We start from the raw sequence: 15330 nt of genomic DNA, 5'->3' as shown, positions 1-15330 counted from the left end.
CCTGCTCGCGATGGCGTCGGAACAGACTGCAATATTTCTGAATAGCCATAAGAAAGGACCCAGACATGAGCCTGCACCTGATCATCGGCGACAAGAGAATATCTTCCTGGTCCCTGCGCGCCGCGCTGGCCCTGGACTTGACCGGCGCGAAGTACACCGAAGAGCTGGTCAGGCTCTTTCAACCCGACACCCGGGAGAAGCTGCTCAAGTATTCAGCCACTGCCAAGGTTCCGCTGCTCCAGACCGAAACGGGTGTCGTTGCCGACTCCCTGGCGATTGCCGAATACCTGGCCGAACGGTTTCCCGACGCCGGCCTATGGCCCAAGGCTGTGGCCGCCCGGGCCCAGGCGCGTTCGGCTTGTGCGCAAATGCACAGTGGTTTCTTCGCGCTCCGTAGCAACATGCCATTTGACCTGGCCCACGACGCGCCGTTGTCGCCCGTGCCGGCCGATGTCCAGGCGGAAATCGAGCGGATGTTGGCACTGTGGGCCGAGTGCCGTGCCGTGGCGACCGAAGCCGGCCCTTACCTGTTTGGTACCTTGAGCCTGGCCGACGCGTATTTTGCGCCGGTCGCCGTGCGCCTGCGTACTTATCGGGTGGAACTGCCGGAAGTGGATGCGGCCTATGTTGAAACCCTTTACCAATGGCCGGCGTTCAAGGCGTGGCAACAAGCCGGCCTGGAGGAAACAGCGCGGTGAAACGAGTACACGTAGCGGCGGCGGTCATTCGCGACGCCGCCGGCAAGATCCTGATCGCCCGGCGTGCCGACACCCAGCACCAGGGCGGTCTTTGGGAGTTTCCCGGCGGCAAGGTTGAAGCGGACGAGTCCGTCGAGACGGCCTTGGCCCGGGAGCTTCATGAGGAGCTGGGGATTGTGGTCGAGGCTGCCCGGCCATTGATCAAGGTGCGTCACGATTACCCGGACAAACAGGTCTTGCTGGATGTCTGGGAAGTCTCGGCATTTTCCGGCGAACCCCATGGCGCCGAAGGGCAGCCGCTGGCCTGGGTCACGGCTCGCGATCTGACCAACCATGAGTTCCCGGCAGCCAACCAGCCGATCGTGGCGGCGGCTCGCTTGCCCGGCGAATACCTGATCACCCCGGAAGGCCTTGAAACACCGGCCCTGTTGCGGGGAATGCAAAAGGCCATCGCCGGTGGGATCAAGCTGGTCCAGCTGCGGGCGCCCAATGGCTACGATCCGCAATACCGTGATCTGGCGGTGGATGCGGTGGGATTGTGCGCCGGCAAGGCCCAGTTGATGCTCAAGGGGCCTTTCGAATGGCTGGGGGACTTTCCTTCCGCCGGCTGGCACGTCACCGCCGCGCAACTGCGCAAGCATGCGGCGGCCGGTCGCCCCTTCGGCAAGGACCGTTGGCTGGCCGCTTCCTGTCATAACGCCGAGGAACTGTCCCTGGCGCAGCAGATGGACGTGGACTTCGTGACACTCTCGCCCGTGCAACCGACCCAGACCCATCCCGAGGCCCAGCCATTGGGTTGGGCCGAGGCGGCGCGGCTGATCGAGGGCTTCAATCGTCCGGTGTATCTGTTGGGTGGGGTAGGATCTGCCGAACGGCAGAAGGCCTGGGAGGCCGGCGCGCAGGGTGTGGCGGGGATTCGGGCGTTCTGGCCGGAAGCCTGATTTTTCAGGAGGGCTGCGGGCCTCTTCGCGAGCAGGCTGCTCCCACAGTTGATCGCGGTGCCCTTGTGGGAGCGAGCCTGCTCGCGATGGCGTCCTCACAGACGACGAATCACTCCCCAGGCCTGGCCGCCGCCACCCAAAGCACCTCCGCCACGCCCTGGCGCCGGGCAATCACCCGTGCCGCCACGAACAACAGATCCGACATTCGATTGATATAGGCCAGCCCCGGCCCGGCCAGCGGCTCGACGGCGTTCAGCTGCTGGCAACGGCGTTCGGCGCCGCGGGCCAGGCTGCGGCAGACGTGGGCCTGGGCCACCAGGGTCGAGCCGCCGGGCAGGATGAAGTTTTCCAGCGGCCCCAGCTCTTCGTTCCACAGGTCGATGGCCGCTTCCAGTCGCTCGACTTCCGCCGTGGTCAGTGCCTGATAGGCGGGCATCGCCAGTTCGCCACCGAGGTCGAACAACCGATGCTGGCAGGGGGCCAATACTTCGACGACCTCCTTTAGCGCCGGGTATCGGTTCGCCTCATCGATAAGCCCGGCCAGCAGCAACCCCAGTTGGCTATTCAAACTATCCACTTCGCCGATGGCCTCGACCCGTGGGTGGTCCTTCGCCACGCGACGACCATCGCCCAACCCGGTTTCACCCTTGTCGCCGGTGCGGGTGTAAATCTTCGACAGGCGAAAGCCCATGCTCAGCGCTCCAGTTGCTTTTGTTCTTGGGGCATCATCGAAAGGCCCGCCAGGGGCAGGCGCAAAGTGAAGCAGGTGCCTTGGCCCGGCGCCGACTGCACTTCCATCTGGCCCTTGTGGTTATTGGTGATGATGAAATACGACACCGACAGCCCCAGGCCCGTGCCCTGGCCGATTTCCTTGGTGGTGAAGAAGGGCTCGAAGGTGCGTTTGCGCACGTTCTCGCTCATGCCGATGCCGTTGTCCTCGACCTGGATTTCCGCCCAGGGCGGATTCAGCCGCGTGCGCAGGATAATGCGCCCGGGTTCGCTATCGTCCTGGCGCTGGTGGATGGCTTGGGCGGCGTTCTTCAACAGGTTGAGCAGCACCTGCTCCAGTTCGTTGGCGGTGCCGGGTACCGGGCCCAGGTTCGGGTCGAACTGACGGATGATCGCCTGGCCCTTGAAGTCGAAGCCGATCGCCAGGTCGAAGTCGTTGCCGGCGATTTCCACCGCTTGGTCGATCAGGGCCGGCAGGTCGCAGGGGGCCATCTGTCGTGTGCTGCGACGGCTGAAACTGAGCATGTGGGTGACGATTTTCGCCGCCCGGGCGCCGGCCTGCTGAATGCCATCGAGCAGTTGCGGGATGTCCCGGCCCTGGAGGTATTGATTGACCACCTGCAATTCGATGCCCAGTTGCTCGGCCTGTTCGAGGTTCTTGGGCAGTTCCGGCGACAGACGTCGGCGGATGTTCTGCACGTTGTGCAGGATGGCCCCCAGCGGGTTGTTGATTTCATGGGCCATGCCCGCCGCGAGGCCGCCGACCGAGAGCATTTTTTCCGATTGCACCATCATTTCTTCCAGCGACAGGCGCTGGGTGATGTCGTCGATGCGGATCACCACCCCGCGTCCGGCGCCACCCATCAGCGGGTAGAAGGTCAAGGCGTAGTGCCGTGCTTCGTCGTCCTTGGTCCAGGTGACGCGTTCGATCTTCGCCACCGTGTGCTGCTCGACCGTTTGCTTGAGCTGCGGCAGGTACGGCTTGAGGGGTTCGAACGCGAGGAAGATCGGCTGGTTCAGTGCTTCGTCCAGCCGGGTGCCGGAAAGGGCGCTGGCCTCCTGGTTCCATTGGGTGACATAAAGCTGCTCGTCGAGGGCGATCAGGGCCGACGGCATGGAGTCGATGATGCTGTTGAGGTAGTTCTGGAAGCCGGTGAGCTTTTTCTCGATCTTGCTGCGCACCTGGACTTCGAGTTCCAGCTTGCGGTTGGTGTGCCGGGTTTCTTCCGCCAGGCCCTGGGCCTGGTCGTAGGCTGCCTGGGAGTCGTCCCGGGCGCGCTTGAGCTGTTGCTCCCGGGCCTCGATCCGCGACAGCATGGTATTGAAGGCTTCGGCCAGGCTGCCGATTTCGTCGTGGTTGCCACGGGCGGCGCGCAGGGAATAGTTTTCTTCCCGGGTGACCTGGCGCGACAGCTCTTCCAACTGATGAATCGGCTGGGTGATCAGGCGTTTGATCTGTTGGGCGATGACCAGCCACAGCAGCACGCTGAAAATCAGGATGCCGAGGCTGGCGGTCAGGGTGCCAGTGTAGAACGCCGTGGGCAGTTCACTGCTGGCGACCAGCAGCAGGTGGCCCGGCGCGGTGCCGGGGCGGGGCAGGGTGATGACCTGGTTGCTGCGGAATTCACCGGCCTGCCAGGCCTGCACATTGCGGAAATGATCCGGCAGCCTGAGCTTCTCACCCTGCTGCAATTGCGCCAAGCGTTCGCCCTCGCCGTCATACAGCGCCGCCGCCCGCAGTGGGGCGTAGCTGTTGAGTTCGTCGAGCAGGCGCTTGGCGCCTTGTGGCGATTGCAGGGCATCGGAGATCAGGCTCGGGTTGGCGATCAGCCGGCCGATGGTCTGCAGGGCCTGGGGAGCCATGCTTTCCTGGGAAATGTAATAGGCGGCGCTGATAAAGGTCAGGTTGGCGACCAGCAGGACAGTGGTCAACAACACCAGCAGGGCAGCCAACAGTTTCTGGCCGACCGGCAGGTTTTCAAGGCGCTGGCGCAATGGCATCAGATTCGTCGCTGAAAAGGAACACGAGGCCAGCGTAGCCGCTGCTCAGTCGCTGGGCAATCCGAGGTTGTTCAAGTGAGCGATCAGCCGCTGGCGCAGCTGTTCCAGATGCGGTACCGCCAGCTCGTGCCGCCGGGCGACCTTGCAGGCGTGGCCGAGCAGATAGCTGATTTCAGTGCGGCGCCGGTTGGCGACATCCTGGTGCATCGAGGAATAGTTGGCCGCCGTGGCCTGGATCACCCGTTCGACTTCCGGTTGCAAGTCTTCAGCCGCCGCGGGCTGGCCGCAGCGTTCGAGGAGGTCGGTGAGTTCCGCGCACAGGGTTGCCACTTCGCAACGATGCTCCTGCAAACCACCATTCTTGCAGTGATACAGCACGGTCAGCGGGTTGATCGCACAGTTGAGCGCCAGCTTTCGCCAGAGCCGGGTGAGAATGTCCGCGCTCCATTCGTGGGGGATACCGGCGGCGCTCAGGTCGTCCAGCCAGAACGGCGCCACGGGGTGGGCGGGGTCACCGAGCCAGGTGTAGCCGTGACCGGCGAACACCACGCGCCAGTCACCGTCGCGGAACGCGCCTTCGGTGCTGGAGGCGCTGATGCAACGGGCCTGGGGGACGCGGTTCGCCACCGCGTCCTGGCTGCCGAGGCCATTCTGCAGCAGGATGAGTTCCGACTCGGCGTTCAGACGGTGGGCCACCGAGGCCACCGCCGCTTCCGCGTCATAGGCCTTGCAGGCCAGCAGCAGGCGCCTGATCGGCTCGGGAGCGTCCGCTGTTTCGCCCGGCACCGGGTAGCACTGTGGCTGGCCCTGTTCCACCAATGTCAGGCCACCGGCGCTCCGATAGGCTTGCAACCGGTCCTCGTCGCGCAGCACCAGTCGTACCGGCAGACCGGCCCGGGCCAGGCGTGTGGCCCATAATGTGCCGAGACTGCCGGCCCCCAGGACGTGCCAGGTGGTGGACATCAGCTTTTTACTCGGTTTGGTGCGGGCATCTTGGGTGCTCACAGTATGGGCTGGGAAAGACTCGTTATAATGAGCGCGATTTTAACCACAAGCCAAGCGCGCGCCTTTATTACCGGGCGCCTTTTTTATTGGAGAACTCTACATGCCGTCATTCGACGTGGTATCCGAACTGGACAAGCACGAAGCCACCAACGCGGTTGAAAACGCCATCAAGGAACTCGACCGTCGTTATGACCTCAAGGGCAAGGGCAGCTTCGAGTTCAAGGAAAAGGACCTGACCGTCAACCTGACCGCCGAAGCCGAGTTCCAGCTCGAAGCGATGATCGAGATCCTCAAGATGGCGCTGGTCAAGCGCAAGATCGACGTGCAATGCCTCGAGATCAAGGATGCCTATGCCTCGGGCAAGGTAATGAAACAGGAAGCCGTGCTCAAGGAAGGCATCGACAAGGAGCTGGCAAAGAAGATTGTCGCTCACATCAAGGAGGCCAAGCTCAAGGTCCAGGCCGCCATTCAGGGCGAGCAGGTGCGGGTTACCGGCAAGAAGCGCGACGACTTGCAGGAAGCCATCGCGGCACTGCGCGCCAAAGAATTCGGTATGCCGCTACAGTTCAATAACTTCCGCGACTGACAGGACGCCAGGCTGTTCAGGAATAGGGTGGTGGGGGAGCAGTCTTCCCCGCCACATTCGTGCTTACGGTAATAAAGGAGAGTCGAATGGACTTGAATGCAGAAGTGGATCACCTGATCGAAACCTCCCAGGCCGCGATACCAATGGTCATGGAGTACGGCAGCCGTGTGTTGCTGGCGGTCATCACCCTGGCCATCGGCTGGTGGTTGATCAACAAGGTCACGCAAAAACTGGGTGCGCTGCTGGCCCTGCGTAACGCTGACCTGGCACTGCAAGGGTTTATCAGTACCCTCGCCAATATCATTTTGAAGATACTGCTGGTGGTCAGCGTCGCGTCGATGATCGGCGTGGAAACCACCTCGTTCGTCGCCGCCATCGGTGCGGCAGGCCTGGCAATCGGCCTGGCGTTGCAGGGCAGCCTGGCAAACTTCGCTGGCGGCGTACTGATTCTGCTGTTTCGCCCGTTTCGTATTGGCGACTGGATCGAAGCCCAAGGTATCGCCGGCACGGTCGACAGCATCCAGATCTTCCATACCGTGCTGCGCACCGGTGACAACAAGACGGTGATCGTGCCCAACGGCAACCTGTCGAACGGCATTATCACCAACACCAATCGTCAGCCGACCCGCAAGGTCGTATTCGATGTGGGGGTGGACTACCAGGCGGATCTGCAAAAGGCACGCGAAGTCTTGTTGAATCTGGCCAAGGATGAGCGCGTATTGGCCGATCCGGCGCCTGAAGCGGTGATTTCCACCCTGGGCGACAGTTCGATCACCGTGTCGTTGCGGGTGTGGGTCAAGACCGCGGATTACTGGAGTGTCATGTTCATGTTCAATGAACAGGCGCGGGATCGCTTGAAAGATGCCGGAATTGATATCCCGTTTCCGCAGCGGGTGATTCGGGTTGTTCAGGAAGAGACGGCGAGATAACAAACACAGATGTAACCTGTCGATTGGATCAGGTTATATTTAGTTAGCTTGCTATTTATGATGATTGCGCCAGGTTGTTTCATTAGGTGCAAAAAAACCGCTCACCTGGATCAGGTGAGCGGTTTTTGTTTACTGCGGTGTAGCTATCTACTCAGCACTGAATTACAAAATGCTCAGTGGATATTCGACAATTACGCGGAAATCGTTGTTGTCGTTACCATTGATACCGTTGTAAGAAGTGTTGGCACGATAAAACGCACTACGCAGACGGAAAGACAGGTCTTTGGCTGGACCGCTCTGCATGACGTACTTGGTTTCGAAATCCAGTTCGTGCTCTTTACCTTCATCGGCACCAGTGGAAATGTTGTCACCCTTGACGTAACGGGTCATGAAGCTCAGGCCAGGAACGCCGTAGGTTTTCATGTTCAGGTCGTAGCGAGCCTGCCAGGAACGCTCGTCTTCGCCGTTGAAGTCGGAGTACTGGATGGAGTTGGCGAGGAAAATAGTGCCGTTACCGTCAGCACCATAAACATAACCGCTGGAACCGGTGGAGCGTTGGTGAGCCAGGGTAAATTTATGGGCACCGATGCTATAGGCTGCCGCGAGAGACCAGATACGGTTGTCAACGTCTCCGCTGAGCTTCTGGCCTTGATCTTTACTGTCGTAGCCGTTGAAGTCGAAGTTCAGAGACTGATCTTCATTAATCGGCAAGGTGTAATTCAGGTTGAGGTATTTCTTCTTGTAGTGGTCTTCAACGTCGGAAGCCGCTACACCCGCTACAAAATTGTCAGTGAACTGGTAGGTTGCACCAGCAATGTCAGCGGACTTCAGGCCGGTGCCATTGATGCTGTCGTGACCCATGTGGTTCTGTCCGCTGATCGCGGTGAAGTGACCAGCACTCAGTTCCAGACCTTTGATTTCCTTACTGGTGATCAAAGTGCCGGTAGCAACTTCTGGCAGCAAACGGCTGTCGTCGGTGGAGAGGACAGGGCTGGCAACGTATTGGCTACCGTATTTCAGGACCGTGTCGGACAGACGGAACTTGACCGCACCGCCAGCGATGGATTGGGTGTCTTCTGGACGGCCTTCGCTATCGGAACCGAACATGCCATTGCCGGTGCGGCCACGGCCGCTGTCCAGTTTGACCATGCCATTGGCCAGAGCGTCTAAACCGAAACCAACGGTACCCTGGGTGAAGCCGGACTCATACGTCGCGCGAGCGGCGAGACCAGTCTCTTCACGATAGCTTTGGGCGGTACTGGGGTTGTTCTTGAAATCACGGTTCATGTACAGGGCGCGGGTCAGAACTTTCAGGCTCTGATCTTCAAAAAAGCCCTTGGACTCGTCCTGGGAAGACGCCACTGCGAACTGCGAAACACCGGCCGAAACAGCCAGTGCGATCATGCTCCACTTCATCACGCGCATCGTGATTTGCTCCTTTGGTTTTTAGAAGAGTACTGCCGTCCCACCTGTTTTTTTATCTGGGCGGCTCTTTCTTTTTGTGTCGGCGCGAATTTATATCACGACGACATCATTGGCGATACTTGCCCATCCAACCTTCCAGCTTCTTTACGACCATGTCGCCAATGGCTCGATCCATGTCGTAATGGGGCTGTTCCGACGCAATCGGGTTTCGCAACTTGAATATTGCTTTTCTTTCTTCGGCGTCGGTGTAAAGAGTCCTTTGTTACTGCACTTGAAGCTCCTGAGGGCAACCTTGCCACTTTATTTATAGGCCAACAGGTTTTCGTTCCTACGATTCCCTGAGGGCGATGTCCGGGATGAATGCAACAAGTATGCACAAACCCGAAATTTGTTCACATTTTTTTCACACTCTTCCATTTGACGCGGTGAAACCTCATGAAACCGGGGGCCAAAGGCCTTGTTTTAAATAGGGTTGACTGCTGCGCCGCTATCGTGTTTGAAACCGAAAAATGGCGCTCGACAACCAAAAACGTTACCGGTTCACCCTGCCAGTGAGTAAATCCCGGATGCTTCGTGCACTGAGCGTAGACGCTTTGTGCAGTTTTGGTGCAAAAAAACTTCATGAATCGCGCAAGGCTCTGCGTTTCGCCCCATCCGGATGCTGCCGTTTTCGTACTCTTGGGAGATTGGCTGCGCTGAAATGGTGCGCTCTGTTACTGCGTCAAGAGGGTCGGCCCCGAAAACAGGCATTTCAGTCATGCCCGGTAGGGGATGCGGTGAACGTTCTGTCATTCGCGGGTATGCTGCGAATATCCGATACAGGCCCAAACCGGGCAGCCCCGATAACGAGCAAGGAGTACGCGCGGTGTTTGTTTTAGATCCACGACTGCAGCAGGACACATTGCCCATTGGCGATTTCCCACTGTGCCGGTTGCTGTTGTCCAATGATTCGAATTACCCGTGGTTCATTCTGGTGCCAAGGCGGGAAGATATCAGTGAGTTGTTTCAGCTCGATGACGTCGATCAACGCCAGCTGTGGAAAGAGACCACCGCGCTGGCGGAGATCCTCAAGGACTCCTTCGACGCCGACAAGTTGAACGTTGCGGCGTTGGGTAACGTCGTCAGCCAATTGCACATGCACGTCATCGTGCGCAGGCATGAGGATGTGGCCTGGCCGTCGCCGGTCTGGGGCAAGCATCCGGCCCGGCCCTATAATGCGGAGCAGGTGACGGCCATCCGCGAGCGGTTGCGGATGGCCCTGACCGATGATTTCAAGTTTGTGGAGGGTTGAACCGTGGATCTTGAGGCGCGTGTTACCGATCTGGAAACTCGCCTGGCATTTCAGGATGACACCATCCAGGCGTTGAATGATGTGTTGGTGGAGCAGCAGCGGGTCGTCGAGCGTTTGCAATTGCAGATGGCGGCGTTGCTCAAGCGGCAGGAGGAAATGGCTGGGCAGTTCGAATCCGTCGAGGAAGAGGCGCCGCCCCCGCATTACTGATCGCCCGAGCGACAGGCCATAAAAAAACCGCGATGCAGCCTGGCTGCTCGCGGTTTTTTTCATGCCTGGGTCAGCGGCGCGGCAGTGCGGCGATGACGTCTTCGGCTTGCAGGCCTTTGTCGCGGTGCATCACGGAGAACTCCACGCGCTGGCCTTCGACCAGGACGCGATGGCCTTCGCCGCGGATGGCCCGGAAATGCACGAAAATATCATCGCCGGAGTCGCGGGAGATGAAACCGAAACCCTTGGAGGTGTTGAACCACTTCACGGTGCCGGTATCGCGGTTGGACATGTCGTAGTTCTGCGGCGCGGCAGCTGGTGACGACTTCTTGTAGAAGCTGACGGCCAGGTGCAGTGCCACGGCAAGCAATGCGGCAGCGAGGCTGAACAGGACGGCCGGTTGACCGCTGATTTCCTGCATCGGAGCCAGCAGGCTCAGGGTTTGCAAGGCAACGGCCAGCACCAGCAGTACGCTGACCAGGTTTTGCAATTGATGACGAGGACCTTTGTGCCAGTAAGGAATGACAGGTGCGAGGATCAGGTTGAGCAGGCCGAAGAAGGCCAGGTAAAGCGCATCGGGATGTTGCAGGTAAGGTGTGGCTTCGGAACCCAGGCTAGGGATGAAGGACAGCAGCAGGGCAGCTGCGCCCATTAGCAAGTGGACGATTTTCAACATTTTGATTGGCTCACGGTTAAGACGGATCACAAGGAAGAGCTGGTCGGGTGCGGTTCGCTTCGGAACAATGAGAGGCGCTGGACACGTACCCGAATCAGCCTATGCGCCACACCCAGGAAAATAGACGTAGCGACACACTGCCTATTTAACAGCAAAGCCTTGGCCTTCTCAAACTCGTAACAGGTGCGTACCGCGCTGTTCGTCGGCCGGAAAGCCCGTGGGAGCGAGCCTGCTCGCGATGGCGGCGGTTCAGTAATACCTTCATCAGCCGACAGACCGCCATCGCGAGCAGGCTCGCTCCCACAGGGAGGGGTGTTTATCCTGCTGATAGCGATAGCCTGGAACCGTCCGGCGTCTTGGCGTGTCGGTTCAGGAGGGCTGGCGATTTGTCGCAGGCCACTGGCGAAAACACCCGCTACGCTGTGGAATTCATCACCGTCAGGAGATCAACCAACATGGCAATTGATATCGGTATCAGTGAAGAAGATCGCAAGTCCATCGTCGACGGGCTTTCACGCTTGTTGTCGGACACCTACGTGTTGTATCTCAAGACCCACAATTTTCACTGGAACGTCACGGGGCCGATGTTTCGGACCCTGCATCTGATGTTCGAGGAGCAATACAACGAGCTGGCGTTGGCGGTGGATCTGATCGCCGAACGCATTCGTGCGCTCGGCTTTCCCGCGCCGGGGGCTTATTCGGTGTATGCGCGCTTGTCTTCCATCAAGGAAGAGGAGGGTGTGCCCGGTGCCGAAGACATGATCCGGCAACTGGTCGATGGCCAGGAGGCGGTGACGCGCACGGCCCGCGGTATCTTCCCCTTGCTGGACAAGGTCAGCGACGAGCCGACCGCCGATCTGCTGACCCAGCGCATGCAGGTGCATGAAAAGACTGCGTGGATGTTGCGCTCTCTGCTGGACGAACGGTAAGTCCCTGGCGGGCGATGGTGAGTGGCATGGCATCATCGCCCGCATATGCAGCCGTTGGTTTGCTTGTTTCGGGCTTTACGATCAGTCGTGTGCCTGCTGTTGGATCACCCATCGTGTGTAGGACGATGTAATTCATCGTCTATCTGCTGTTGGCTTGTCCTACGTTGCCGGTCAAAAAGTCATCTGGATCTGGCGACGCCGTTGAGCTTCCATAGGGCACCAGATTGGTTGTCCTGACTGAGAGGTTCGTATGGCAAAGGAGTGTCGACGGTATGATTCAAGGAAAAGAGCCAAGGGAGGGTGCGCAGTCCATCGAGATCGACCCGTTTGTCAGTGGGTTCGATATGCAGCTGGCCCGACCCTTGTCCCGATCCATCCGTTTGAATGGGTTCGCCACCTGTCTTCGGCTGGAGCGGGTCTATTGGGAGATTCTCGGCGACATGGCCCAGCTCAACAACTGTTCCATCAATGCCCTGTTGTCCCATGTCGACAGGGAGGTGCACCTGCGCCATGGCGGGGTCCGCAATTTCAGCGGCCTGGTGCGGGTTGTCTGCGTGGTGCACAGTTTGAAGGAGGCCGGCTTGGACGTCGTGGCGCATCACTGGCGTGGGGCCCCGCAGTGACTCGACCGGACCGGTAGGTGCCCTGGGCAGCCCTGGGGGGCTTCGAGATTCATTTTCCCTTCCCATGGAAACGAATGGAGAACGCCCCTACGGCTGCACAGGCTGCATTTAATGGATATAATCCCGCTCTTTGCCGCAAAGCCCAGCTTTTGCGCGATTAACCTGATCGCCGAGACAACCCATGCCGATGTACGACTATCAATGTGCTTCCTGTGGTCATCAGATGGAAGCCATCCAAAAGATCAGCGAAGCACCGCTGGTCGACTGCCCTGCCTGCCAGGCGCCGGAACTGAAAAAAATGCTGTCCATGCCGGGGTTCCGCCTCGGCGGTACAGGCTGGTATGAAACCGACTTCAAGACCGGTGCGAAGAAGAACCTCGCCGGTGGCGACAAAGCTGACTGAGATGAATACGCGCGGGTTCTTGCATGGGCAGGGCCTCCAACCGAATGTCGAATTACGAGAAGTGAAACCACTACCATGATGCGCAGCCATTATTGCGGCCAACTGAACGAAAGCCTGGAAGGTCAGGAAGTTACTCTTTGCGGATGGGTCCATCGTCGCCGTGACCATGGCGGGGTGATTTTCCTCGATATCCGTGATCGTGAAGGCCTGGCCCAGGTAGTGTTCGATCCGGACCGTGCTGAAACCTTCGCCACCGCCGACCGCGTGCGCAGCGAATACGTGGTCAAGATCACCGGCAAGGTGCGCTTGCGTCCGGCCGGTGCCGGCAATGCCAACATGGCGTCCGGCATGATCGAAGTGCTGGGTCATGAGCTGGAAGTGCTCAACGAAGCGGAAACCCCGCCGTTCCCGCTCAACGAATTTTCCGACGTGGGCGAAGAAACCCGCCTGCGCTATCGCTTCATCGACCTGCGTCGTCCGGAAATGGCCGAGAAGCTGCGCCTGCGTTCGCGCATGACCACCAGCATCCGTCGCTACCTGGACGAGAACGGCTTCCTCGACGTCGAGACGCCGATCCTGACCCGTGCCACGCCGGAAGGCGCCCGCGACTACCTGGTGCCGAGCCGTACCCACCCCGGCAGCTTCTTCGCCCTGCCGCAATCGCCGCAGCTGTTCAAGCAACTGCTGATGGTGGCCGGCTTCGACCGTTACTACCAGATCGCCAAGTGCTTCCGCGACGAAGACCTGCGTGCCGACCGTCAGCCTGAGTTCACTCAGATCGACATCGAGACCAGCTTCCTCGACGAAAAAGACATCATGGGCCTGACCGAAGGCATGATCCGCAACCTGTTCAAGGAAGTGCTGGGCTTGGAATTCGGTGATTTCCCGCACATGACCTGGGACGAGGCCATGCGCCGCTACGGTTCCGACAAGCCGGACCTGCGTATCCCGCTGGAACTGGTGGACGTGGCCGACCAGCTCAAGGACGTCGAGTTCAAGGTTTTCAGCGGTCCGGCCAACGATCCGAAATGCCGCGTAGCCGCCTTGCGTGTACCGGGTGCGGCGAGCATGCCGCGCAGCAAGATCGACGACTACACCAAGTTCGTCGGCATCTACGGTGCCAAGGGCCTGGCGTACATCAAGGTCAACGAGCGCGCCAAAGGCGTCGAAGGCCTGCAATCGCCGATCGTCAAGAACATCCCTGAAGCCAACCTCAACGTGATCCTCGATCGCGTCGGCGCGGTCGACGGCGACATCGTGTTCTTCGGCGCCGACAAGGCCAAGATCGTCAGCGAAGCCCTGGGTGCGTTGCGGATCAAGGTTGGCCACGACCTGGAGCTGCTGACTTGCGAATGGGCGCCGTTGTGGGTCGTTGACTTCCCGATGTTCGAAGAGAACGACGATGGCAGCTTCACCGCCCTGCATCACCCGTTCACCGCGCCGAAATGCACGCCGCAAGAGCTGGAGGCCAACCCGGCTACCGCTCTGTCCCGCGCCTACGACATGGTCCTGAACGGCACCGAGCTGGGTGGCGGTTCGATCCGTATCCACCGCAAGGAGATGCAACAGGCGGTGTTCCGTCTGCTGGGCATCGACGAAGCGGAACAGGAAGAGAAATTCGGCTTCCTGCTCGACGCCCTGAAGTTCGGCGCACCACCCCACGGTGGCCTGGCCTTCGGCCTGGATCGCCTGGTGATGCTGATGACCGGCGCCCAGTCGATCCGTGAAGTGATCGCATTCCCGAAAACCCAGAGCGCGGCCGATGTCATGACCCAGGCCCCGGGTGCGGTGGATGCCAAGGCGCTGCGCGAACTGCACATCCGCCTGCGTGAACAGCCAAAGGCTGAGTAAGGCTGACACCTGAAGGCGCATCTTCGGATGCGCCTTTTCGTTGGTGTCGATATTTCTGCTTGCCTGCCACCGCGCGAGCGCGGGGCGGGCAACGTTTCAAGAAGAACCGGAGCGAGTTATGGCAGGTCATTCCAAGTGGGCGAACATCAAGCACCGCAAAGAACGTCAGGATGCCAAGAGGGGCAAGATCTTTACCAAGTGGATCCGTGAGCTGACGGTCGCGGCCCGCCAGGGTGGCGGCGATCCGGGGTCCAATCCGCGTCTGCGCCTCGCCTTGGACAAGGCACTCGGTGCCAACATGAGCCGCGACATCATCGACCGGGCGATTGCCCGTGGCGCTGGTGCGACCGAGGCCGACAACGTTGAGGAGCTGACCTACGAAGGTTATGGTCCGGGCGGCGTGGCGGTGATGGTCGAATGCATGACCGACAATCGCAACCGTACCGCGGCGGCCGTGCGTCATGCCTTCAGCAAGTGCGGTGGCAACCTTGGTACCGACGGTTCGGTGGCTTATCTGTTCGAGCGCAAGGGACAGATCAGCTTCGCGCCGGGCCTCGATGAAGATGCCCTGACGGAAGCGGCCCTGGAGGCCGATGCCGATGACGTGGTCAGCCATGAAGACGGCTCGTTCGACGTCTTCACGTCGTTCGCCACCTTTTATGCCGTACGCAACGCCCTGGAAGCGGCCGGGTTCAAGCCGGCAGACGCGGAAATCGTCATGCAGCCGACCACCAGCGCCGAACTGGACCTCGAGGGTGCCGAGAAGGTGCTCAAGCTGATCGACATGCTCGAAGACCTGGATGACGTGCAAAACGTTTATTCCAATGCCGATATCCCGGAGTCGGTGGCTGAACAGCTGGGCTGACGCTCAGTGTGATCAGTTAAGCGGAGCCCTGTGGCGAGGGGATTTATCCCCGCTGGGTCGCAAAGCGACCCCAAATCCGGCAGCTCGGTGCATCAGACAAATTGAGTTGACTATTGGGGACTGCTACGCAGCCCAGCGGGGATAAATCCCCTCGCCACAGGATATTGT

Annotated in this window: 16 protein-coding genes; 11 read left to right on the top strand and 5 right to left on the bottom strand. The window is 59.8% G+C overall.

Annotated elements, in window-relative coordinates; all coding sequences use genetic code 11:
* Window positions 1-65: 65 nt before the first annotated feature.
* A complete protein-coding gene (locus tag N005_RS10940) occupies window positions 66-698 on the top strand; it encodes a glutathione S-transferase family protein (RefSeq protein WP_047701211.1) in 633 nt (210 codons plus the stop codon).
* Complete coding sequence (locus N005_RS10935) at window positions 695-1639, top strand: Nudix family hydrolase (RefSeq protein ID WP_047701210.1); 945 nt, start codon at window positions 695-697, stop codon at window positions 1637-1639. Before N005_RS10940 ends, N005_RS10935 begins: the two co-directional genes overlap by 4 nt.
* Window positions 1640-1748: 109 nt before the next feature.
* On the opposite strand, the gene N005_RS10930 is transcribed toward N005_RS10935, so the two are convergent.
* The 3 genes from N005_RS10930 to N005_RS10920 are packed head-to-tail and all read right to left on the bottom strand — an operon-like array spanning window position 1749 to window position 5332.
* Window positions 1749-2330 (bottom strand): cob(I)yrinic acid a,c-diamide adenosyltransferase, encoded by a 582-nt coding sequence (locus N005_RS10930; protein ID WP_047701209.1) that lies wholly within the window; start codon window positions 2328-2330, stop codon window positions 1749-1751.
* 2 nt (window positions 2331-2332) lie between these two features.
* Window positions 2333-4369 carry a sensor histidine kinase gene (locus N005_RS10925; protein ID WP_047701208.1) on the bottom strand — a complete coding sequence of 679 codons (2037 nt, stop codon included), beginning with the start codon at window positions 4367-4369 and terminating at the stop codon, window positions 2333-2335.
* Window positions 4370-4414: 45 nt separating this feature from the next.
* Entirely contained in the window at window positions 4415-5332 is a 918-nt protein-coding gene (locus tag N005_RS10920) for a putative 2-dehydropantoate 2-reductase (RefSeq protein ID WP_047701444.1), read from the bottom strand.
* A gap of 142 nt (window positions 5333-5474) precedes the next feature.
* On the opposite strand from N005_RS10920, the gene N005_RS10915 reads away from it, so the two are divergent.
* Both N005_RS10915 and N005_RS10910 read left to right on the top strand, forming a co-directional pair.
* Complete coding sequence (locus N005_RS10915; protein WP_047701207.1) at window positions 5475-5960, top strand: YajQ family cyclic di-GMP-binding protein; 486 nt, start codon at window positions 5475-5477, stop codon at window positions 5958-5960.
* Window positions 5961-6046: 86 nt separating this feature from the next.
* Entirely contained in the window at window positions 6047-6889 is an 843-nt protein-coding gene (locus tag N005_RS10910; protein ID WP_047701206.1) for a mechanosensitive ion channel family protein, read from the top strand.
* Window positions 6890-7051: 162 nt separating this feature from the next.
* Here N005_RS10910 and N005_RS10905 read toward each other — a convergent pair whose 3' ends face one another.
* Window positions 7052-8314, bottom strand: a complete 1263-nt coding sequence (locus N005_RS10905) for an OprD family porin (RefSeq protein ID WP_047701205.1) — start codon at window positions 8312-8314, stop codon at window positions 7052-7054.
* An 865-nt stretch (window positions 8315-9179) separates the two neighbouring features.
* Here N005_RS10905 and N005_RS10900 point away from each other — a divergent pair.
* Together N005_RS10900 and N005_RS10895 are read left to right on the top strand one after the other, a co-directional pair.
* The gene (locus tag N005_RS10900; protein WP_047701204.1) at window positions 9180-9605 is read left to right on the top strand and encodes an HIT domain-containing protein; all 426 of its coding nucleotides are present in this window, start codon (window positions 9180-9182) and stop codon (window positions 9603-9605) included.
* Window positions 9606-9608: 3 nt separating this feature from the next.
* Window positions 9609-9815: a SlyX family protein gene (locus N005_RS10895; RefSeq protein ID WP_041021693.1), complete on the top strand. Its 207-nt coding sequence runs from the start codon at window positions 9609-9611 to the stop codon at window positions 9813-9815.
* A 70-nt stretch (window positions 9816-9885) separates the two neighbouring features.
* Here N005_RS10895 and N005_RS29780 read toward each other — a convergent pair whose 3' ends face one another.
* Window positions 9886-10491 (bottom strand): cold-shock protein, encoded by a 606-nt coding sequence (locus N005_RS29780; protein ID WP_047701203.1) that lies wholly within the window; start codon window positions 10489-10491, stop codon window positions 9886-9888.
* Between the two features lie 455 nt (window positions 10492-10946).
* On the opposite strand from N005_RS29780, the gene N005_RS10885 reads away from it, so the two are divergent.
* From N005_RS10885 to N005_RS10865, 5 genes are all read left to right on the top strand, one after another.
* Window positions 10947-11420 (top strand): Dps family protein, encoded by a 474-nt coding sequence (locus N005_RS10885; protein ID WP_047701202.1) that lies wholly within the window; start codon window positions 10947-10949, stop codon window positions 11418-11420.
* Window positions 11421-11692: 272 nt separating this feature from the next.
* Window positions 11693-12043 (top strand): ribbon-helix-helix domain-containing protein, encoded by a 351-nt coding sequence (locus N005_RS10880; RefSeq protein WP_047701201.1) that lies wholly within the window; start codon window positions 11693-11695, stop codon window positions 12041-12043.
* A gap of 181 nt (window positions 12044-12224) precedes the next feature.
* Window positions 12225-12446, top strand: coding sequence for an FmdB family zinc ribbon protein (locus N005_RS10875; RefSeq protein ID WP_024776474.1), 222 nt, complete (start codon window positions 12225-12227; stop codon window positions 12444-12446).
* Between the two features lie 75 nt (window positions 12447-12521).
* Window positions 12522-14297, top strand: a complete 1776-nt coding sequence (gene aspS / locus N005_RS10870) for an aspartate--tRNA ligase (protein ID WP_047701200.1) — start codon at window positions 12522-12524, stop codon at window positions 14295-14297.
* Between the two features lie 118 nt (window positions 14298-14415).
* Complete coding sequence (locus N005_RS10865; RefSeq protein ID WP_047701199.1) at window positions 14416-15162, top strand: YebC/PmpR family DNA-binding transcriptional regulator; 747 nt, start codon at window positions 14416-14418, stop codon at window positions 15160-15162.
* The last annotated feature ends 168 nt before the right edge of the window (window positions 15163-15330 follow it).

The sequence above is a fragment of the Pseudomonas mediterranea CFBP 5447 genome (assembly GCF_000774145.1).
In the GTDB taxonomy this organism is placed as follows: domain Bacteria; phylum Pseudomonadota; class Gammaproteobacteria; order Pseudomonadales; family Pseudomonadaceae; genus Aquipseudomonas; species Aquipseudomonas mediterranea.
This window is presented reverse-complemented; position numbering and strand designations above follow the sequence as displayed.